The organism is Clostridium sp. CM041 (assembly GCF_055081035.1).
Genome location: NZ_CM143648.1, coordinates 1,306,134 through 1,326,162 on the forward strand (window position 1 = coordinate 1,306,134; position 20,029 = coordinate 1,326,162).

Below are 20,029 nucleotides of genomic sequence, written 5' to 3' on the forward strand. Positions count from 1 at the left end.
ACTTCATAATTAGTAGCTTGTTAAATTCAGAAAGCATTGGTTTCCCTAACTTTTAACCGGTAAACTTTTATATTTCCCTTCATTGTAGTATAGTAAAAATACACCACATAAATTTAATATACTTACAGGGAGATTATAGTCCGCATGTCTCTTTAATATATTTTCTTGCCTTTACTGCATATTCAAATGGATTTGCCTTTGCAGGGTCTTGTTCTGCTTCCACCAATAGCCAACCCTCATAATTGTTTTCTGCTAAAATTTTGAATATTGCATTAAAATCAATGCTTCCATCACCTGGTACTGTAAAAGCTCCTAATCGAACTCCTTTTAAGAAACTAAGTTTTTCATCTTTAACCTTTTTTGCTATCTCCGGTCTAATATCTTTTAAATGAACATGCTTGATTCTATTTATATATTTTTTAAGTATTGCTATATGCTCCTCACCTGAATATACTAAATGACCTGAATCAAACAACAAGTAAACTAACTTTTCATCAGTAATGCTCATAAGCTTGTCGATTTCTTCTGTTGTTTGTACTCCTGTTCCCATATGATGATGGTAAACGAGCTTCATTCCCTTATCTTGGGCCAACTTTCCTAACTTGTTTAATCCATTTCCAAGCAGCTTCCATTCTTCCTCATTAAAATGGTACTTTTCACCAAACACTGGAGTATCTACTTCACCTTGTACGCTATGTCCCTGCTCAGCTACAACGATTATATTAGCTCCCAAAGCATGTAGAAAATCTCTATGCTTAATGAATTCCGCCTTAGTTTCTTCATATGGTTTCATGGTTAAGAATGAACTAAACCAACCGCTTGCAATTTCCAACCCTCTAAGCTCTAAAGCCTTTTTTAAAACTTTAACATCCTTTGGATACTTATTTCCGACCTCTGTTCCTTGGAAACCGGCTAATGCGGCTTCACTCAAGCACTGATCAAAAGTATTTTCTTTTCCTAAATCTGGCATATCATCATTTGTCCATGCAATTGGAGCAATACCTAATTTGACCTTTTTACTATTTAACATAATTAACACCCCTCATAATTAAAATTTAATTTCAGATAATTTAACTGGTCTATTCTCATGTAATGATTTTGTAGCAGCTTCACCAATTAATACAGCTTGTAACCCATCTTCACCATCTACAGGTGTATCTGTATTATTTACAATTGCGTCAATAAATTCTGTTATTTCCTGCGCATAAGCCTGCATATATCTTTCTAGGAAGAAGAATAATGGTTTTTCTCCTGTAACACCATTTTCATTTGATACTACTGCCGATGAAGTGCTATCATTTGCTATTGAAACTTGACCTAATGATCCAAACACTTCAGCCCTTTGATCATATCCATAAGCTGACTGCCTTGAGTTATCAATTACTGCTAAAGTTCCGTTTTGCATCTTTAATGTTATAATAGCTGTATCAATGTCCCCAGCTTCGCCTATAGCGTTGTCTATCAATACATTACCGAGTGCATAAACTTCTTCAACTTCACTATCTAAAAGATATCTAGCCATATCAAAATCATGAATTGTCATATCTAAGAACATGCCACCAGAAATTTTCACATAATCTATTGAAGGTGGATCAGGATCTCTTGAAGTTATTTTCAAAATATGAGGTTCTCCAATTTTTCCACTAGCAACCGCATTCTTAATTGATTTAAAGTTATGGTCAAATCTTCTATTAAACCCTACTTGATACTTAACCTTAGATTTACCTAGTTCATTAATGACTTCTTTTATTCTAGTTAAATCATGATCAATTGGTTTTTCACAGAAAACATGCTTTCCTGCTCTTATTGCTTCTATTGAGATTGGTGAGTGTGTATCTGTTGAGGAGCAAATTAATACTGCATCAATTTCTGGATCTTCTAATATTTTTTTATAGTCAGTATATACCTCAAGTATTCCCTTACTCTTTGCCCATTCTCTTGTAGCATCGTTTAAGTATGCATCAGCAATTGATTTAATTTCAGCATTTTTAACATATTTTGATATACTTTCTCCATGTACCTTCCCAATTCTTCCTACACCAATAATTCCAACCTTTAACATATTGCCCCGTACCCCCTCTTAGTCAGCATATGATACTTGTTTATACTTGTAAATTTATCGCAATTTTAATATTATCTGATATTTTTAATCCATCAATAAACTCTTTTTCAACGTCGTCCAATGGTATTGTCTCAGTAATTACTTTTGAAATATTTTCACTGTTCTTCTCTATTATTTGTATTGCTTTTTCAAATCCTCCTGTACCGCCAATACTGCCATAAACACTTAATGATTTTTTAATAACTGTTCCAAAATCTAAATCAATATAGTTCTGATGACCAATGCAAATGACAGTTCCACATCTTTCAGCTAGAATAAGTGCTTTCTTAAACGCTTCTCCACTTCCAGTAGCCTCAATGATAAGATCATAACAATTATTTGAATCCCCTATACTATCCTTAAAATCCATGTTAACTGTATTTACATTAGAAAAATCAAATGAAGAAATCAACTCTAGTTTCTTGCTTTCTATATCTGCCACTGTAATATTAGGGATACCTATCTCTCGTAATACAAATAATGACATCACGCCTATCCCGCCGGCACCTAGTACCAAAGCATTATTAATTTTTTTTAATTTTGATTTTTCAATTCTGTTGGTTATTGCTTGTACAGCAACAGCCATAGGTTCTGCTAGAACAAACGCCTTATGTTTGCTAATTTTTGGGCAATGATAAATATACTTCTCATTTTCAATAATATATTGTGCACATGCTCCGTCAATTGTTATACCTCTTTTTTGTACATAGTCACATTGATTTTTATTCTCTTTACAGAGAGTACATTCATCACAATAGATAGAACAATCTCCAGTTACTAAATCTCCAATATTCCAATTTCCTTTTACATTTTCCCCAATAGAACTTATTTTTCCTACCCATTCATGTCCCAAAATGATGGGATAACTATGTGGACCTAAGTATTTCCCTTCATATAGTTTTATATCGGAACCACAAAGGGCTACATAATTAACCTTTATGAGTATTTCACCATCCTTGATTGGGTTTAATTTTATTTCTTTAACTTCTATCTTTTGGGGACCACTTAACATTACAGCTTTGTTTTTAAAAAGCTCCGTTTTTTCTAAAACCATATTTATTACCCTCTTCCTTTATTTGTTTATTTGTTTTGAGACCATCTATATATCCTTTTATATCTAATAATGCATTCCCACTATACTAAAAACTATCGATTACATTAGTTAGGTACTCTTTACTTTCCTTTAATGCCTTATCACACATTTCTGAATGGTTATATAACTCTACACTTACATAATCTTCATAGTTATATTTCTTTAGGATTTCAAACACCTTTTGAAAGTTTATATCTCCTTCTCCAGGTATTTGATGATAATGTACCTTATTCTTAATATCTTCTATATGAATATGGCGTGTATATTGTAAAGAATTTTCTAAAGCTCCATAAAAATCATTTTCACAGCAATAAACATGTCCAATATCTAAATTCAACCTAAATCTTGGATTATTTATCTTTTTAATTAATTCTACTGCAACAGCTGATGTACCGACAAAAAAATTAGGTTCTGGTTCTATTGCTAGTATTATTTTGTCATCTTCTTCTAATAAGGTATCAATTCCCTCACAAAGATACTCCATAGCTTTTTCTTTATCCATACCTTCTTTTAATTTTCCACTTGCAAAATTTAAAACAGGTACTTCTAAATATTTAGCTACAGCTATTGATTTTTTTAACAAATCAATTCTTTTTCTTCTGCCCTCCTTTTCAGTATTTATTAATGATGGTTCAAATGGTTCAGAACTTAATAACTTATCAGCGCCAGTAGCAATACATACGATATCTATATCTATATCTTTGCATATTTTTTTTACTTGCAATAATCGCTCTCTACTCACGTTTAATGGATTAATATGGTTATCGTGAAATGACATTTCTAAGCCATCGTAGCCAAAATTCTTTACCTTGTTGATGGCTTCAATCAACTCCAGTTTTCTTAATCCATTAGTGTTGTAACTTATTTTAGGCATACACAATCACCTCTTTCTTAGTTCCACTCCAATAAATAATTACTAATTTTTTCATTTTTTTCCTCCTCTTGATAATATTATGTACATTCATATTGCTATTGGTATAGTAACTGCTGATAACCCTTACCGTCCCTCTTCATTATGATAGGGAACAATTTTATTTACATTTTTTATTGTGTTGATATTGATTATCGTTCTTATTTACATTATAATGGTTTTAAATTAGATTTTTTTAACATTATTACTATATTTTTTTAAAATATTAAGGAGATGCTATGAAAAATTTACTCAATCACACAGAACTTGCCTTAAACATTAAGAATAATAACTTAGAAAATGCCAATATGATATATATGAAAAAGGTAAAAGTACTTTTAGTATTATCCAGTAATACAAATGAATTAAGGAAACTGCTCTACTCAATCAACATCTTTATATACACCTATTTCTGCAACAACAATTCCATAACCTTGGAGGATTTATGCTATAAAAATCTTAATCTTATGGACAATTATCACTTAAAGGAAGATTTAATTTCTTTAGGGAAAGCAATTATTAAGAGCTACATAAAAGCCATTCATCATGATAAATCAATATCAGAAAACGAAATTATAAAACATGCTTTGATCTATATTCATTCAAATATTGAAAAAAAGATAACCTTACAAAAAGTTGCAACTCACATTCATATAAGCAGAAACTACTTGTGTTATCTTTTTAAAGAGAATACTAGTTTTAAATTTTGTGAATACATAAACATATGTAGAACAAATGTAGCAAAAAATTTCTTAGACAACTCATCCTATCCACTAGATGTGATTTATTTTAAATCTGGTTTTAATAGTCAAAGTCATTTTTGTACTACATTTAAGAAATATGTGAATGTTTCCCCCAATGAATATAGAAAAAGAACGCGGTAGTAGACTTAAACATTAATATCTCATAATAAAATAGGCAGAATTTTATTGCATTAAATACAATTATCGTAAAATCTAAATAGAAAAATAAATAAGAGGGGAATAGATATAACTATTTGATCTTGCTGTGACAAGGGTGAAATGATTACAAAAGAGGAGAAAGATTTAATCTCTATAGTAGAGCTAACGCGGGATCGTTCAATAGCTCGTTTCAGACATTGAGCAACTTTCGTAGCTATCATCCCTTAAGTATATACTTAAGGTGATAGTTTTTATCGGCTCAACATCTGAATCCGAACCTGGTCATTTCACGACATTTTTAAATATTAATATCGTTGCAATCGCGATAATTATTGTTACTAGTACATCCTTAAAGTAGAACATCAAATTCACTTTTCAACAATATTATCTCTTAATTAGTTGGTTGATAATTTATTTTTATATCCACTTTTCATCGTCTGAAATCCATTCCATATTTATTAGATCAAAAGATCTTATATCGTCATGTAAACATAAGTACGAAGGAATGTTGATTTTTGTTCCAATAATTTTCTTCCATATTTCCGAGAACCATCTAATAAGTTCAAAAGAATCTTCTTCATAGGCATCGATCCCTAATTCCTCATAATGCTCGATCTCATCATAGGAAAATATATGTTCAACTTCTTGAAGCAAATCATATCCTCCTGAAAAATAAATATCTCCATCAATTTTTTCGTCATGAAAAAATTCATTAGCGTCTCTTGTCATAGAAAACATACGGATATAAAATCCAGATGTAAAGCCTTCATTAAAAATTTCGAAGTCCAAAACTTCGATTTCTGGATGAAAATTAAAATTTGATATCTTCATTAGTTCATCTGACAAAGCACCAGAAAGTTTATCAAGGTAGTTTCTCACTTTATTTCTATACATATATATATCTGACATCTTTATCAACTCCTTCTATCCACAATATTTTTCAATACTTCCATATTGCTTTATAGCCATTTTAGCAATCTTATCAATTGTAGTTTCCTTAGATTTTAAACGTTCAATAAATTCGTTATATTTATCTATACTCCCCCCCGCTTTTAATTATATCGTTATTATTATATAAAAAAGCTATGAATTTAGAAATTTTCTACATTCATAGCTTACTATTTTACTTATCCCTCTGTATTGTGATTTAATAATTCTTCTATAACTTTTTTATCTGTTGCATTTACTATTTCTTCTTTAATGTCATCGTCCATTAAGCTTATAGCAAGTCTTTGAAGAATCTTTAAGTGTTCATTCTTTCCATCTTCCGGTACTGCTATTAGGAATACAATGTTTACCGGCTCATCATCAAGACTTTCCCATTCTATTCCACTTGAACTTTTCCCCACAACAACTGTTGGTACTTTAACCCAGGCTGACTTTGCATGTGGAATAGCAACTCCATCACCTATTCCTGTTGTTGATATTGATTCTCTTGCATTAACATCTTCTACATATTTATCTACGTCTATTAATCTTTCATCTATTAAGTTTGCTAAATGTTTTATAGTTTCAAACTTTTCAGATGTATTTAAATCTAAATCCATATATTTCACATCAAATAATTTACTCATATTTTTTCTCCTTGTATTCCTTATTTTTTAAGCTTTTTGCTCTTTTCTTATTTTCATACCTTTTAGATAGTTAATCATTAATGCTGTAACAATTGAACCTACAATTATTGCTATTAAAAACATTAATATTCCGTCAATACCACCCATTAAAGCAACTATTGGGCCACCGTGTGGTACTCTATCAGCAACTCCACCTAACATAGCTATGTTAGCACCAACTATTGAACCTACCATTAATGATGGTATAACTCTTAAAGGATCAAGTGAAGCAAATGGAATTGCTCCTTCTGTTATTCCACAAAGCCCCATTGCAAATGCTGCTTTACCAGCATCTAATTCTTCACTACTGTAGTATTTCTTTTTTAAGAATGTTGCAATACCCATTCCTATTGGAGGAATTGCTATTGCTGCTGCAATAGGACCCATTATTTCTGGATTGCCTGCTGTTATCATTGAAACACCAAATAAGAATGCTGTTTTATTTACTGGTCCACCCATATCAAATGCGACCATTGCACCTAATATAGTAGCTAAAATTACTGAACTTGTGCCCGACAAACCTACTAGAAAACTTTTTAATGCTTCAAATGTTATTGTTATTGGTCCACCTACAACTAATATAAATACTAATCCCGTTACCAATGTTGATATAATTGGAATTACTATTATCGGCATTATTGGCTTAATCATGTCTGGAACTTTAATTGATTTTAATCCCTTAACTATATATCCAGCTAAAAATCCTGTTACTATACCGCCTAAAAATCCAGCATTCGCTTCTGACCCATAAAAAGATCCATTCGATGCAATATATCCACCAATTAGTCCTGGTACTAAACCTGGTCTATCACCTATTGAATACGCAATAAATCCAGACAATACTGGTACCATGAATAGGAATCCTGCTCCACCTATCTTCTCTATAATTTTCCAAAATGATTCATCTGGTATTACAAGTCCTGCATTAGTAGGTTTTCCACCAAATGCAAGTGCTATTGCTATTAATAGTCCTGCAACAACTACAACCGGAATCATATATGAAACGCCACCCATTAAGTGCTTATAAAAAGTTGGTTGCTTAGATTTTAATTCCTTCTTGCTTTCATCAACACTCTTCATCCTTTTTTCTTTCTTCTTTTCTACTTTTCCATCTAAAAACATTTGTATTAGAACATCTGGTTCTTTAATAGCTCTAGCTATTGGACATTCTATCATCGGAAGCCCTTCAAATCTTTCTAAACTTACTGCTTTATCAGCTGCAATTATTATTCCATCAGCTTCTCTTATATCTTCTTCTGTTATTACATTTTCCGCGCCCGTTGCTCCTTGAGTTTCAACTTTAATTTGTACTCCCATTTTCTTTGCCATCTTACTTAACTTTGCTGCGGCTATATAAGTATGTGCAATTCCAACTGGACATGATGTAACTGCTAATAATTTCATATCTTTCATCCTCCGTTTACTTTATTAATTAAGAAACTTCAAATGCTTTATTCATTTCTTGTCTTTATTATATATTGGATGTAAACATATTCATAGATACACTTTTTCCTGTTATAGCGGAAATTAAATATCTACTTTTAGTTAATTACAATTCTTTTAAATCATCATCTTAGATGCTGCAAAAATAAAACTTCAGAAGGAGATTTATCCTCCCACTGAAGTTTTCTTTTTAAAATTTGCTTATTATCTTATTTAATTCTTCAAAATCATTACATTTAATAATATTTTTCACAACTTCAATGTCTATAATATTTTTATATAAATGCTCTAAACAATTTTTCCATTCATACCTATCCTTAACCGCAATACCTATAAGTAAAACTAATTGTACTTGTTCTTTACTCCAAGTAATTCCCTTCTTTAATACAGCAACAGCAATAAAAGATTCATCTATGTCCTCGCTCATATGATGTGGCACCGCAACTAATTCGCCTATTTCTGTACTAGCTATCTCTTCTCTTTTAAAAATACTTTCTCTTACATTTTCATTTATATACTCTCTTTTAATTAGTTCTTTTGTCATAAAATCTAGTAAATTGTCTCTATTACTAGCCACAACATTCTTAAAGAATAAATTTTCTTTAAGTTTACTTACAAGACCATTTGTATTATTAATTTTATTGTCTATCTTTTCTTCAATTAGCTTAATTTCTTCACTATCTAATAAGCTTTTAATATATATAAGCTTATCTAATCTAATATCTAAAGGAACTGTAGATATTATTAAATCTGCTTTTTCTATTACGTCATCATTTAATTCATATCGCGGAATAGTATCTACAATATTTAACCTATTTTTAAAATGGGATTCTAACTTTACTTTAAGAAGCAGAGACGTCCCAACACCTGTTGTACATACTATTATGACTTTCTTTGCATTAGATTCTCTGTTTTTATTTTTTCTTTCAATGGCTGCTGCAAAATGTAGAGCAATAAATCCAATATCATCTTCTGTTAAATTAAGGTCTGTTTCCTCTTTAATAATCTTGTTTGCGAGAAGTGAAAGCTCTAATGCAAAAGGATAGTTATTTTTTATTACACTCAGCATAGAATTTTCTACCCTAATTCCATATCTCGCTCTATTTATTGATACTTTAAGATGATGACCTAAGAAATTGATAAGCATATTATCATTAGTAAAATTGATATTAAAACTATTATTTATTGATGCTAATATTTTTCGTAGTATTGCATCTTCCTCTACATAATATTCTTCTGTTTCTTTGCTTGTTTCCATATGACTACTTGCCATTATATGTTTAGTCAGATATAACATTTCCTCTTCGATTAAATCAATTCCAAATTCATCCTTTATTTCATTACATATACTTTTAGCTATCTTAATTTTTGATTCTCTTTTTAACTTTTTTCTAATATCCGCATCATAAGAAATATTCTTATGATAATAGTTTCTAATAATCATTATTATTAAATAAGATTGTATATCTCTATATGCTATGTCCGATAATCTAAAATTAAATTTAGAAATATTATTTTTAATTATATAATTTATATATGTATTTTTTTCTCCTAAAATTTTCTTTATTTGGATATGCAGGTTATTTTTTATTTCTTTATTACTAGCTAAAACATATCTATTGATGCAATAACGTATATTCTCTTCACTTCCAGTTATTTTAATTCCCTTATTACCAATCTTCTCTATATCAGCACTAAATTTTACTAGAGTATTTTTTGCAAGTTTAATATCATTCTTTAATGATGATAAACTTACATATAATTCATCTGCGAGTTCAATTTGAGTTATTCCTTCCATTCCTTTTAACTCATTTATTAATAACCTTGTTATTATATATTCTGCCCTTTCTATAGCTGTTAAATTATTAGATATATCCTTTTCTTTGTTCTCACTTAAGAACTCCTTAAATGTTTTCTCTTTAAGAATTTCAATTCTATACCCTCTTGATTTTTCAGATAAAATAATTGCACCTTTATCTTCTAATATATAGTTTAATTCCTTTATATCACTTCTTATAGTTCTAGATGAGACGCCTAATGTATTACAGAGATATTCTCCAGTAACTATCTTATCAACACATAATAATATGTGTAAAATCTTTTGCAATCTTAAATTACATATCATGTTTACCACCCTTATATTAATATTTAATTGTTTTTTATTCCTCTCATTCTTAATCTTCTAAAATGTATACTTTTTATACATGATAACATATCTATTACACCTCACAAATTATATTATACCAAAACCCATCTTTATAATATCTCTAATATAAACATATTCAAATTTACACTTTTCCCATAAATCAGTATATTAAGATAATAAAAAAAGAACCTTCCAAACATTTGTTTTGTTTGCTCTGGTTCAAGTTTATTTTTCTTAAATATAAAGATAAGTTATCTTCTATATAAAACAATTTCACAAATTTAAATGACGTTCTTGCTTCGCGACATCTCATTAATATGTTTGCAAAAAAGCTTTTAAATTATTAAATTCAGTTATATAACTTTTTCTAATTCGCTCAACTATATTTCTACCTATTGTTTCATCATACATATGTGATGTTCTATTCCTATCCAACATCATTTCGACCCAAATTTCCCCATCAACAATTATCTTATGCTTATATGCTATCTTAAATGTACTCCGTGGAGATATTTCCTCGTCTATTATACCCTGTTCTTCTAAATAGGACTTCATAACTTTCCAACTTTGCTCAAATGTAAATTCAAATCTTTGAATAATTCCATCAATAATTATATCATCTGTAATATCCTTTTTTAATGCTTCGTCCAATCTAGCTAAGGCTTTTACAAAATCGCTTACTTTTTCACCTAATCTCTTTCCCATTGTATATAACAACCCCTTCCTTTAATATATTCTTTATTAATTCTTCTTTATTTAACTCATTAAATGATAATATATCAAAACTTAAAGGCGTATTTATTTCGCTTATATCCATATTAATATTAGCTAATGTCAAGTGCATCATTCCTGCTCCAACTATACAAATATCTATATCTGAATTATATTTATTATTTTAGCACATATAAAATTATTTAAAACTAAAATATTGAAAAACACTTAAAAATAATAAACTATAAAAAGCTTTTAGGTGAATATATGAATGCTTTAATAACTTTTACACTATTAACTACATTCATTATTTGGTACTGGGCATAAATCACGTTAATTAAATTTTCTATCCATAAAAGATTTTTAATTGCATAACTTAATAGCAAAGGGCATTTCTTTTGTTCCATCAAGATTCGACCAACTACCAATGTACTCCCCGTTTGAAAAAATCTTCCCTTTGAATACGCCTGTAATGTTTTCATTATTATCCAACTCATTCATGGTAACATTATTGTCCATATCATAAACGCCTTTAAGTATAATGTCCGTTTTATACTTATCATAATAATATGTTCCTGAAACCTCATTGCTGTTAAAAAAAAGTTTCATATGAACATTTAGATTCCTATTTATCGCCCCACTCATAGATAACTCTTTTTGATCTAAATAAGATTCTTTTACTTCCCCATTGCTGTTATTATTCAACTTATTTGCTAAGGATACCTTTAACGCTATATTATCTTCTGCAATATTGCTATTAATTGTACTCTTCAATTTTTTAGCATCAGCACTCTTACTATCCAATTTTAAAAGTTCATTTATATATTTCTCAGCGTTATCATATTCCTTGCTACTTATAGCCTCATTTGCCAATGTTACATTTAACTTTATAAATTGTTTTTTACATTCTTCTATATTTTCTTGTGCATTAGAATAAAATTCAACATTTCCTTTTGTTATTTTATTGAAGTTTTCTATACTAATTAAGTAATCTTTATCATTCATTAATTTTCTACCAAATTGATAGTGTGTCTTATCTATTAGTTTTTTACTATCTTTATATTTCAATATTTGCTGCAACTGCGACAATGCTTTGTCAAATTCATTGCTTTTTAATAGCTCAGTTCCATATCTATAATGTGTTTCCTTAATTTCTTCATCAGCATTTTTATAATGTAGTAAATTTTCAAATATTAGTAATGCTTCGTTATACTTTCCACCGTTTAATAACTTTATTGCATTTCCATATTGTTGGTTTTTTATTACCATTGGTTTTATATATCTAATAGATGCAAAAATAATAAAAAATAATAATATTGTCAATAGAGAACTAACTTTAGCTGTTTGAATCATTTTGTATTTTTTCTTTTGTGCTATATCTTTTTGAATTTTAATTTGTTCTTCTCTTTCTTCCTCATCTCTTTGTTTTTCCTTTTTCACTTTTAACCTTATTTTTTCTTGGTAAATTTGATAATCATTATAGGACTTTTCTAAATACACTTTATTGATAATATCAAACTGCCATGTTTTATCTCGTCCACATCTGCAACACGCTAAGTTAGAGATATTATTTAATCTTCCGCAGCAACATAACCAACCTAACCCTTCTAAAGTTTCTGGAATGAACTCAATACCGAAAGAATTCCCTTCTAATTTAATTCTTTTTAATTCGCCGATTAACATGTCCCCTAAAACATTTATCCTAGTTCTTTCGGTTATTTTATTTAATTGACATTCTTTATTTATTTTCTTAATATCTCCATTTTTATAAACAACTTTTTGAACATGTATGTTAACTTTTCTTACATTTTTATTTATAAGTGGTACAGCCACATTTTCACCAAAAGTATTATTGGGTTTTACGTCCAAGTCTTGATAAGAATGTATAATGATATTATTGTTTTCATTCATTTTATCTCCAGCATCATCAAAACATTCAACTGAAATATATACTGATGAAATATTTTCATTTGATATATTACATATTTTCAACTGAAGAACAACATTATCGTAAGTAACATCATAAAGTAAAGAACCGTTAATTATTTCTATTGGCCAATCTTTAAACCAATAATTAAGATCTATATACCTGATATTTGTATATCTATTTCCAGCCATTATTGTCCCCCCCGGATTTATTAAAGTGGTGGTAGAGTATTATTTAAATTATCGTTTTTAGGTCCACTATTTTCGTTTAAACCCTCTAAAAGATTGATGATTCTCTCACTTTGCTTTATATTGCTGATTTTATCCAAATATCCAATCATAATGAAGCTAACTCCAAGGATAGCAAACATTGTTGCTAAGACAAAAAAAGAAGTTGCCCTAGTTCCATTAATAATATAATTGTATGCATCTCCTCCAACATAAGAATTTTTAGTTAAAGATGACACATCACTAGAGTAATAGTTTGTAAGTTTATCATATCCTAGATAAATCATAACTGATGACACAATGAACATAACTGCAGATAATAAATTCCACTTTTCTTGCTTACTTTTATTCATTTCTAATACTTCCCTTCACTCAAAACATATTATGAGGTCCCTCGAATCATATTTAAATATATAAAATAAATTATAACGACTATCTTAATACTATTTATAAGTAAGTCTCAATATGCCATATATTACACCATACTAATATTTAGAAGCTAAAAACTTAGAATAACTTGGAGATGTGTTGGGGGGGGGTATTGCTTAATATATGAATCTATTTTTAAAAACAAAGCAAGATGTCCACCACTTAAATAATCACATATTTTCGGATTTGGCATTAGTTCAATCAATCCCTGCTTTATTCCCCCACTAAATGTCTCATCATCCTTGGATAGAATCAGTAATACTTTCCCATCGAGATATGCAAAATCATTTCTACTGCCTCTATTTAAATTCAATAAGTCTATCATTGGGCTACATATATGGCGCTCCTTCGATTAGTCAATCTATGAAACACTATCTCAAATAATTCTTGCATATACCCTTGCTCTTCTTCTGTGCATCAACATAAATCAGTATATTAATGTAATAAAAAAAGAACCAGAGCAAACATTTGTTTTGTTTGCTCTGGTTCAAGTTTATTTTTCTTAAATATAAAGATAAGTCATCTTCTATATAAAACAATTTCACAAAATTAAATGACGTTCTTGCTTCTCGATATCTCATTAATATGTTTGCAAAAAAACTTTTAAATTATTAAATTCAGTAATATAACTTTTTCTAATTCGCTCAACTATATTTCTAGCTATTGTTTCATCATACATATGTGATGTTCTATTCCTATCTAACATCATTTCGATCCAAATTTCCCCATCAACAATTATCCTATGCTTATATGCTATCTTAATAGTACTCCGTGGAGATATTGCCTCGTCTATTATACCCTGTTCTTCTAAATACGACTTCATAACTTTCCAACTTTGCTCAAATGTAAATTCAAATCTCTGAATAATTCCATCAATTATTATATCATCTGTAATATCCTTTTTTAATGCTTCGTCCAATCTAGCTAAGGCATTTACAAAATCGCTTACTTTTTCACCTAATCTCTTTCCCATTGTATATAACAACCCCTTCCTTTAATATATTCTTTATTAATTCTTCTTTATTTAACTCATTAAATGATAATATATCAAAACTTAAAGGCGTATTTATTTCGCTTATATCCATATTTATATTAGCTAATGTCAAGTGCATCATTCCTGCCCCAACTATACAAATATCTATATCTGAATTATATTTATTATCGCCCCTCGCTCTCGAGCCAAATAATATTACTTTTTCAATTTCTTTATACTTTTCAAAAATTTCTTTTAATTTAACAACCAATTTTTCATCAATCATTTTATTATTACCTTTCTAGATATATTTCTTGAATTTTATGCATTTTTTAGATACTAGTTTTCACCATATTTATTATTTTAGCACATATAAAATTATTTAAAACTAAAATATTGAAAAACACTTAAAAATAATAAACTATAAAAAGCTTTTAGGTGAATATATGAATGCTTTAATAATTTTTACACTATAAACTTAAAAACTATAATGGGTATTCTATAAATGTCATCAAATTATATTTTACGAAGAACTGAAGTTACAGCCTTCTAACCGCCTTGCTACTACACTATTGACTAACAGTTCTTCTAAATGTTAAGACCATTTTCAACTCAATTGTAACTTGTGACGGTAAATATTTCACTATAGTTTCATGCATTGTATAAGCAAATTTTTCTCATATTAATAGAACGCAGGTAAAATTTCATCAATACATAAAAAATAAGGTTTATCTATATTTACCTCTATTTAGTAAAAAATCCGGATACATAATAAAATAGGATATTTTTTCTCTTTGTATAAATATCAACATTGTTTATTAATTTAAAAGTTTTATTGTTAATACTGTAAACATATAAATATTCTCCATCCTTTGAATAAAGCTTATCATCTTTAATACTTATTTGTCCCAAATTGTTTTCAAGAGTTACAACATCTTGTTCATTAGTCCCGGGGTCATATATAGTAATTTTATTTCCTTGCATTTGAACTAAATCATAATGAGATATTATTAATTTATTTTTATAATTTAATATTTGAAATGGATACCTTTCTTTAAGCTTTATGTTTGAAACAGTTTTATTTTTAATATTAAATTTACTTAAATTATAGGATCCTCGCTCAGTATCAGATACTTCATATTGGTTAGTAAAATAAATATCATCACCTATTTTAGTTGAGTAATTGTGGCCTTCACCACTTTTACTTATATCTATTATATCTGTAATCTTAAAACTTTTTGTATCAATTAAATACAAATGAGATTTATTTCCATCGTTATCTTTCTCCATTGCAAAAGCATATAAAGTACCATTATACAAGTCAATACGGTCAATATAAATCCCTTCCTTCGATATTGTTTTTACATTTCCCGAACGCTTATCATACCAACTTATTATGGATTCATTACTTAAAGTGTTTGCGCTGTAGATTGCTTTATCATTAACAGCAAAACTATTTATACCGTGCTGCTTCATATCATATGTTTTATATTTACTAGTTTCAGTATTATATTCCATAATTACAGTTAACTCTTTCTGATTACCTATTCCTTTTGGAACAACATACATATTCTTACCATACATTCTTGGAAGGTCAAATGACGAACCCATGGACCCTAATTTAATTTTTTGTGTTCCAGTTTTTTTTAAATCTTTATTGTAAAAAGTTAAGTCGCTTTTATTATCTTGTTCAGTTGTTTCAATTACTCCTATGTTAAAGTCTTTATTAGAAGTTGCTTTCTCTCTAGATTGTTTCATATGGAGTAAAAAAAGTAATACTAGTACTATTAACATTGATGCTATTATTAATATAAATGGTGATTTGAACTTACGCATAATCACAATTTCTCCTTCACCATAAACTTATAAAATACCCCCACTTTTAAAGCTGAGGTATCCAAATAACTTTTCTCATCTTTATTGAAAGTATAATAATAGGATAGTGTAAACATCATAAATTGCAAGGAATAAATAACCAATCGTTCTGTTAATCCTAAAATATTAAGTCTCATACCCATTCCTACGGGATTGGTTGCTCCTGTTAGTGTTATAACAATGGACATTATTAAAACAAACCTTCCGAGTTTTTTTATTTTTTCTTGCTTTAAGTATCCAACTGCAAGTATAAAACAGGATGAAATTGTAGTGAACATTACCACAACTGTTACTACGATGTGCATCCTATTTTGAAAATTCATAACCGTTTTATCACCCGTCAATGGAAAAATGCTATAGCCAACCATGGAAACAATCTGCATAATCATCATCACAACATATCCTACTCGTGTTACCAAGTGATATTTTCTAAAAGATTTAATGATAAGTCCTGCCACAAATAAAATTGTGCAAATACCATATACACTTGTAAAAAATTTAAGGATTACAGCATTTGGAGCACCAACTGCTGTTAGAGAACTAATATCTGTTGTAATCGGATTATATTGTTTCCATAGCAAGTTTCCAATAATAGTATGTAGCATATATCCAATTACACCAACCATCCCCAGTGGCATAGATATTTTTTCAATTTTTTTCATTGGTTATACCCTCCCCATATTATCTTATTATTACATAACATTTTTTTAATTAATTATAACATTATTACCTCATACTGGATATTGAAAAATTACAGTAAGTTTAACTTTGAATCTTTCTCTGTAATTAATCTTATTGGTTTGCACTGATTACCGTATGCAATATAATTATCCGGGATATCTTTTGTAACAACGCTGACGATAATATTTATCAAAATACAAATTTGAAGGATATACAAAGATGTAAATATTGGCAACAATAATATTAGTTTTATCCCTATAAAAAAGTAAAATATAATGATATAATCAATTATCTGAAAATTATAAATTACGAAAGGGATGGTTAATTATGAAGCCAAAATTAGAAAAAAAGTACGGGCTAATGACTGCAATCGCAATGGTTGTTGGCATCGTAATCGGCAGTGGTGTTTTTTTTAAGGCAGAAAAGGTATTAACTGCAACTGGAGGAAGTCTTCCACTAGGTATTTTGGCTTGGATTATTGGCGGTATTATTATGATTTCTTGCGCCTATACTTTTGCTGTAATGGCAACTAAATACGAGAAAGTAAATGGTATAGTTGATTATGCAGAAGCTGCTATGGGTGAGAAATATGGATATTATGTTGGCTGGTTTATGGCACTAATTTACTATCCAACATTGACATCGGTTTTATCATGGGTTTCAGCTAGATATACCTGCGTATTATTGGGATTTCCAATTACAGGTGGAGAGTGTATGACTATCGCATGTCTATATTTGATAGGTAGCTATGCTTTAAATGCATTATCACCAGTTTTAGCTGGTAAATTTCAAGTTAGTACAACTATTATAAAACTAATCCCGCTGATTTTAATGGGCATAATTGGGACAATCGTAGGTATCAATAATGGTATGACTATGTTTAATTTTACAACAGTAGTAAAAGAAGTAAATACTACGAATGCATTATTTACAGCAGTTGTTGCTACAGCTTTTGCATATGAGGGTTGGATTATTGCTACAAGTATCAATGCTGAATTAAAAGATGCAAAGAGAAATCTTCCACTTGCTCTTATTGGAGGAACTTTTCTAATTATGGCTGTTTATATTCTTTACTACATAGGACTAGCTGGAGCTGTAACAAACGAAGTTATGATGAAAGGCGGAGAAGCTGGAGCTAAATTGGCATTTCAAAAAACATTCTCCTCTACATTTGGTTCTCTAATATTTGTATTTGTTATTATTTCTTGCCTCGGAACTTTAAATGGATTAATGCTCGGATGTACTCGTGGTATTTATTCATTAGCAGCAAGGGGCTTTGGACCAAAACCAAAAATATTTAAACAAATAGATAGTGAGACTAATATGCCAACAAATTCATCTATACTGGGACTACTTCTTTGTGCTATATGGTTATTATTCTTCTATGGCGCTAACTTAACAAACCCTTGGTTTGGATTCTTTTGTTTTGATTCATCAGAATTACCTATAGTTACTATTTATGCATTATATATTCCTATTTTTATTATGATAATGAAAAAAGAAAAGGATCTAAGCTCATTTAAAAGATTCGTAATGCCTATTATTTCATTAGCAGGATGCATATTCATGATAATTGCTGCTTGTTTTTCTCATAAAATGGCAGTTGTTGCATATCTAATTATCTTTGCAATTATAATGGCTATTGGTTCTATGTTTTCGAACAAAACAAAACTTAATTAGAATCTAATATCTAATTAAATGATGTTGCTAATGAAGATGATGTTGCTAATGAAGATAATCTTCTAATCACGGTTATTGATATACCATATTAACAAAGCAAAAGCCACTTCCTTTCGGAAGTGGCTTTTAAAGTATTTATATATGTATTAACAACAAAGCTTAGAGGTTGCTAATAATTTTATATGATAAAAAGAATACCTAGTAATAAAACTTCACTAAATTATCAATTTCTTTAGCAAAATTAGGATGTTTTAATTTATGCTTATTAATCACTCGCCGTACCCGTGGACGATTATACCGCTGGACAATAATAGGGTATATGTTAAGAAATATATTAAAAAATATTAACCATATTGTTTGCTTAAATGAATATGCCATACAAACATATACGGTAATGATTGCAATTATAATAGCTATAATTACGTGTCCAAATTCAGAAGTCCGGGTTCTGTATTCATAATACTCTAATAAAATTAAAGATTTTCTGATAGGAGTTTCCTTTTTTCTACTTCTCTCCCAATTACTTAATACTAGTAATTTTCTAAAAAAACCAACACCAAGATACTTGTATATTTTACCTTCATCCTCAATACGGTGACAATTAAAATAAGATGATTTGAGTTCCGGCCTCAATAATGTTTCCACTATAGACATCCAAATCATCAGTAAGAAGTTTAGTGAAATACTATATGTTAAGGAACTCATGCTCATAAAAGGGAATAGAATTAAAAAACCTACCCCACCTGTGGTCGTCACTACAATAATGCACTCGAGAAATGTGCTTTGCTTTACTTTGATCATGTTGTATGCACCACCCTTCTTATATAAAGTATTATATCTAAGTAACCTCTAATGGATTTCTAGTACTTGTATGTTTTACTCCAATTAAAAATACATCATCTATAACACATAAACTTAAGCTTTGATAACAGTATCCATCACAGGGCTTTACATTATCTAAATTTAACTCTTCATTATAAAGCTTTACAACCACTTCAGTTTTTCTGTGACGCTTCTTCCATGTATCTATTTTAAAAACATAATAATCTATATCAGAATCACTTGAGATTTCTTTTATCGTAATTGTAGTTTGATTGCATACTAAATATAACATTAATTTCAAGTATAAGGAATTAAATAATCTAATACCTGCTTTATTTTATCATATGGTAATTGCTTCATAATTAAGGAGAATTGTCGTTAGATTTTTCAATATATGCTACTTAACTATTTTAATCTTAATATATTTGAAGGGATTCCACCCGTTCAGTAATCACTTTTAATATTTGCTTAAACACTATGATTGACATTCTATAAC

Annotated in this window: 21 protein-coding genes; 2 read left to right on the top strand and 19 right to left on the bottom strand. The window is 29.2% G+C overall.

Going from position 1 to position 20,029, the window contains the following annotated elements; genetic code table 11:
• Nucleotides 1–133: 133 nt before the first annotated feature.
• The 4 genes from iolE to ACWJJT_RS06255 all read right to left on the bottom strand — a co-directional run bounded on the left by iolE (nucleotide 134) and on the right by ACWJJT_RS06255 (nucleotide 4,068).
• Complete coding sequence (iolE, locus tag ACWJJT_RS06240; protein ID WP_462956370.1) at nucleotides 134–1,030, bottom strand: myo-inosose-2 dehydratase; 897 nt, start codon at nucleotides 1,028–1,030, stop codon at nucleotides 134–136.
• Between the two features lie 18 nt (nucleotides 1,031–1,048).
• On the bottom strand, nucleotides 1,049–2,062 hold the full coding sequence (gene iolG / locus ACWJJT_RS06245; protein ID WP_462956371.1) for an inositol 2-dehydrogenase: 1,014 nt from the start codon (nucleotides 2,060–2,062) through the stop codon (nucleotides 1,049–1,051).
• 40 nt (nucleotides 2,063–2,102) lie between these two features.
• Nucleotides 2,103–3,155 carry a zinc-dependent alcohol dehydrogenase gene (locus ACWJJT_RS06250; RefSeq protein ID WP_462956372.1) on the bottom strand — a complete coding sequence of 351 codons (1,053 nt, stop codon included), beginning with the start codon at nucleotides 3,153–3,155 and terminating at the stop codon, nucleotides 2,103–2,105.
• Between the two features lie 85 nt (nucleotides 3,156–3,240).
• A complete protein-coding gene (locus ACWJJT_RS06255) occupies nucleotides 3,241–4,068 on the bottom strand; it encodes a sugar phosphate isomerase/epimerase family protein (protein ID WP_220320518.1) in 828 nt (275 codons plus the stop codon).
• A 275-nt stretch (nucleotides 4,069–4,343) separates the two neighbouring features.
• On the opposite strand from ACWJJT_RS06255, the gene ACWJJT_RS06260 reads away from it, so the two are divergent.
• Nucleotides 4,344–4,988 (top strand): helix-turn-helix domain-containing protein, encoded by a 645-nt coding sequence (locus tag ACWJJT_RS06260; RefSeq protein ID WP_462956373.1) that lies wholly within the window; start codon nucleotides 4,344–4,346, stop codon nucleotides 4,986–4,988.
• A gap of 435 nt (nucleotides 4,989–5,423) precedes the next feature.
• On the opposite strand, the gene ACWJJT_RS06265 is transcribed toward ACWJJT_RS06260, so the two are convergent.
• The 13 genes from ACWJJT_RS06265 to ACWJJT_RS06325 form a co-directional block, all read right to left on the bottom strand.
• Nucleotides 5,424–5,915: a hypothetical protein gene (locus ACWJJT_RS06265; protein ID WP_462956374.1), complete on the bottom strand. Its 492-nt coding sequence runs from the start codon at nucleotides 5,913–5,915 to the stop codon at nucleotides 5,424–5,426.
• A 218-nt stretch (nucleotides 5,916–6,133) separates the two neighbouring features.
• Nucleotides 6,134–6,580: a PTS sugar transporter subunit IIA gene (locus tag ACWJJT_RS06270; protein WP_258876465.1), complete on the bottom strand. Its 447-nt coding sequence runs from the start codon at nucleotides 6,578–6,580 to the stop codon at nucleotides 6,134–6,136.
• A gap of 27 nt (nucleotides 6,581–6,607) precedes the next feature.
• Nucleotides 6,608–8,023, bottom strand: a complete 1,416-nt coding sequence (locus tag ACWJJT_RS06275) for a PTS fructose transporter subunit IIC (protein WP_462956375.1) — start codon at nucleotides 8,021–8,023, stop codon at nucleotides 6,608–6,610.
• A 229-nt stretch (nucleotides 8,024–8,252) separates the two neighbouring features.
• On the bottom strand, nucleotides 8,253–10,187 hold the full coding sequence (locus tag ACWJJT_RS06280; protein ID WP_462956376.1) for a BglG family transcription antiterminator: 1,935 nt from the start codon (nucleotides 10,185–10,187) through the stop codon (nucleotides 8,253–8,255).
• A gap of 333 nt (nucleotides 10,188–10,520) precedes the next feature.
• Nucleotides 10,521–10,913, bottom strand: a complete 393-nt coding sequence (locus ACWJJT_RS06285; RefSeq protein ID WP_462956377.1) for a nucleotidyltransferase substrate binding protein — start codon at nucleotides 10,911–10,913, stop codon at nucleotides 10,521–10,523.
• Complete coding sequence (locus ACWJJT_RS06290; protein ID WP_220287003.1) at nucleotides 10,894–11,055, bottom strand: hypothetical protein; 162 nt, start codon at nucleotides 11,053–11,055, stop codon at nucleotides 10,894–10,896. Before ACWJJT_RS06290 ends, ACWJJT_RS06285 begins: the two co-directional genes overlap by 20 nt.
• Nucleotides 11,056–11,282: 227 nt before the next feature.
• Entirely contained in the window at nucleotides 11,283–13,037 is a 1,755-nt protein-coding gene (locus ACWJJT_RS06295) for a tetratricopeptide repeat protein (protein WP_220287004.1), read from the bottom strand.
• Nucleotides 13,038–13,057: 20 nt separating this feature from the next.
• The gene (locus tag ACWJJT_RS06300) at nucleotides 13,058–13,426 is read right to left on the bottom strand and encodes a hypothetical protein (protein ID WP_220287005.1); all 369 of its coding nucleotides are present in this window, start codon (nucleotides 13,424–13,426) and stop codon (nucleotides 13,058–13,060) included.
• A 146-nt stretch (nucleotides 13,427–13,572) separates the two neighbouring features.
• Nucleotides 13,573–13,815 carry a hypothetical protein gene (locus tag ACWJJT_RS06305; RefSeq protein WP_462956378.1) on the bottom strand — a complete coding sequence of 81 codons (243 nt, stop codon included), beginning with the start codon at nucleotides 13,813–13,815 and terminating at the stop codon, nucleotides 13,573–13,575.
• A gap of 267 nt (nucleotides 13,816–14,082) precedes the next feature.
• Nucleotides 14,083–14,475: a nucleotidyltransferase substrate binding protein gene (locus ACWJJT_RS06310; RefSeq protein WP_220287007.1), complete on the bottom strand. Its 393-nt coding sequence runs from the start codon at nucleotides 14,473–14,475 to the stop codon at nucleotides 14,083–14,085.
• Nucleotides 14,456–14,761: a nucleotidyltransferase domain-containing protein gene (locus ACWJJT_RS06315; RefSeq protein WP_220287008.1), complete on the bottom strand. Its 306-nt coding sequence runs from the start codon at nucleotides 14,759–14,761 to the stop codon at nucleotides 14,456–14,458. The genes ACWJJT_RS06310 and ACWJJT_RS06315 overlap by 20 nt, the downstream gene beginning before the upstream one ends.
• Nucleotides 14,762–15,219: 458 nt before the next feature.
• Nucleotides 15,220–16,311, bottom strand: a complete 1,092-nt coding sequence (locus ACWJJT_RS06320; RefSeq protein WP_220287009.1) for a hypothetical protein — start codon at nucleotides 16,309–16,311, stop codon at nucleotides 15,220–15,222.
• Nucleotides 16,312–16,313: 2 nt separating this feature from the next.
• Entirely contained in the window at nucleotides 16,314–17,012 is a 699-nt protein-coding gene (locus ACWJJT_RS06325) for a DUF998 domain-containing protein (protein ID WP_462956379.1), read from the bottom strand.
• Nucleotides 17,013–17,358: 346 nt separating this feature from the next.
• Between ACWJJT_RS06325 and ACWJJT_RS06330 the strand changes: the two genes are divergently transcribed.
• Entirely contained in the window at nucleotides 17,359–18,711 is a 1,353-nt protein-coding gene (locus tag ACWJJT_RS06330; protein ID WP_462956380.1) for an APC family permease, read from the top strand.
• 198 nt (nucleotides 18,712–18,909) lie between these two features.
• Here the strand turns inward: ACWJJT_RS06330 and ACWJJT_RS06335 are convergent, their stop codons facing one another.
• Both ACWJJT_RS06335 and ACWJJT_RS06340 read right to left on the bottom strand, forming a co-directional pair.
• Nucleotides 18,910–19,356, bottom strand: a complete 447-nt coding sequence (locus ACWJJT_RS06335) for a glycosyl-4,4'-diaponeurosporenoate acyltransferase CrtO family protein (protein ID WP_462956381.1) — start codon at nucleotides 19,354–19,356, stop codon at nucleotides 18,910–18,912.
• Nucleotides 19,357–19,549: 193 nt separating this feature from the next.
• Nucleotides 19,550–19,825 (bottom strand): hypothetical protein, encoded by a 276-nt coding sequence (locus tag ACWJJT_RS06340; protein ID WP_462956382.1) that lies wholly within the window; start codon nucleotides 19,823–19,825, stop codon nucleotides 19,550–19,552.
• Nucleotides 19,826–20,029: the final 204 nt, after the last annotated feature.

Excerpts from the sequence above, each read along its gene's own strand:
- iolE (WP_462956370.1), bottom strand. The coding sequence starts at position 1,030 with ATGTTAAATAGTAAAAAGGTCAAATTAGGTATTGCTCCAATTGCATGG.
- iolG (WP_462956371.1), bottom strand. The coding sequence starts at position 2,062 with ATGTTAAAGGTTGGAATTATTGGTGTAGGAAGAATTGGGAAGGTACAT.
- ACWJJT_RS06250 (WP_462956372.1), bottom strand. The coding sequence starts at position 3,155 with ATGGTTTTAGAAAAAACGGAGCTTTTTAAAAACAAAGCTGTAATGTTA.
- ACWJJT_RS06255 (WP_220320518.1), bottom strand. The coding sequence starts at position 4,068 with ATGCCTAAAATAAGTTACAACACTAATGGATTAAGAAAACTGGAGTTG.
- ACWJJT_RS06260 (WP_462956373.1), top strand. The coding sequence starts at position 4,344 with ATGAAAAATTTACTCAATCACACAGAACTTGCCTTAAACATTAAGAAT.
- ACWJJT_RS06265 (WP_462956374.1), bottom strand. The coding sequence starts at position 5,915 with ATGTCAGATATATATATGTATAGAAATAAAGTGAGAAACTACCTTGAT.
- ACWJJT_RS06270 (WP_258876465.1), bottom strand. The coding sequence starts at position 6,580 with ATGAGTAAATTATTTGATGTGAAATATATGGATTTAGATTTAAATACA.
- ACWJJT_RS06275 (WP_462956375.1), bottom strand. The coding sequence starts at position 8,023 with ATGAAATTATTAGCAGTTACATCATGTCCAGTTGGAATTGCACATACT.
- ACWJJT_RS06280 (WP_462956376.1), bottom strand. The coding sequence starts at position 10,187 with ATGATATGTAATTTAAGATTGCAAAAGATTTTACACATATTATTATGT.
- ACWJJT_RS06285 (WP_462956377.1), bottom strand. The coding sequence starts at position 10,913 with ATGGGAAAGAGATTAGGTGAAAAAGTAAGCGATTTTGTAAAAGCCTTA.
- ACWJJT_RS06290 (WP_220287003.1), bottom strand. The coding sequence starts at position 11,055 with ATGATGCACTTGACATTAGCTAATATTAATATGGATATAAGCGAAATA.
- ACWJJT_RS06295 (WP_220287004.1), bottom strand. The coding sequence starts at position 13,037 with ATGGCTGGAAATAGATATACAAATATCAGGTATATAGATCTTAATTAT.
- ACWJJT_RS06300 (WP_220287005.1), bottom strand. The coding sequence starts at position 13,426 with ATGAATAAAAGTAAGCAAGAAAAGTGGAATTTATTATCTGCAGTTATG.
- ACWJJT_RS06310 (WP_220287007.1), bottom strand. The coding sequence starts at position 14,475 with ATGGGAAAGAGATTAGGTGAAAAAGTAAGCGATTTTGTAAATGCCTTA.
- ACWJJT_RS06315 (WP_220287008.1), bottom strand. The coding sequence starts at position 14,761 with ATGATTGATGAAAAATTGGTTGTTAAATTAAAAGAAATTTTTGAAAAG.
- ACWJJT_RS06320 (WP_220287009.1), bottom strand. The coding sequence starts at position 16,311 with ATGCGTAAGTTCAAATCACCATTTATATTAATAATAGCATCAATGTTA.
- ACWJJT_RS06325 (WP_462956379.1), bottom strand. The coding sequence starts at position 17,012 with ATGAAAAAAATTGAAAAAATATCTATGCCACTGGGGATGGTTGGTGTA.
- ACWJJT_RS06330 (WP_462956380.1), top strand. The coding sequence starts at position 17,359 with ATGAAGCCAAAATTAGAAAAAAAGTACGGGCTAATGACTGCAATCGCA.
- ACWJJT_RS06340 (WP_462956382.1), bottom strand. The coding sequence starts at position 19,825 with ATGTTATATTTAGTATGCAATCAAACTACAATTACGATAAAAGAAATC.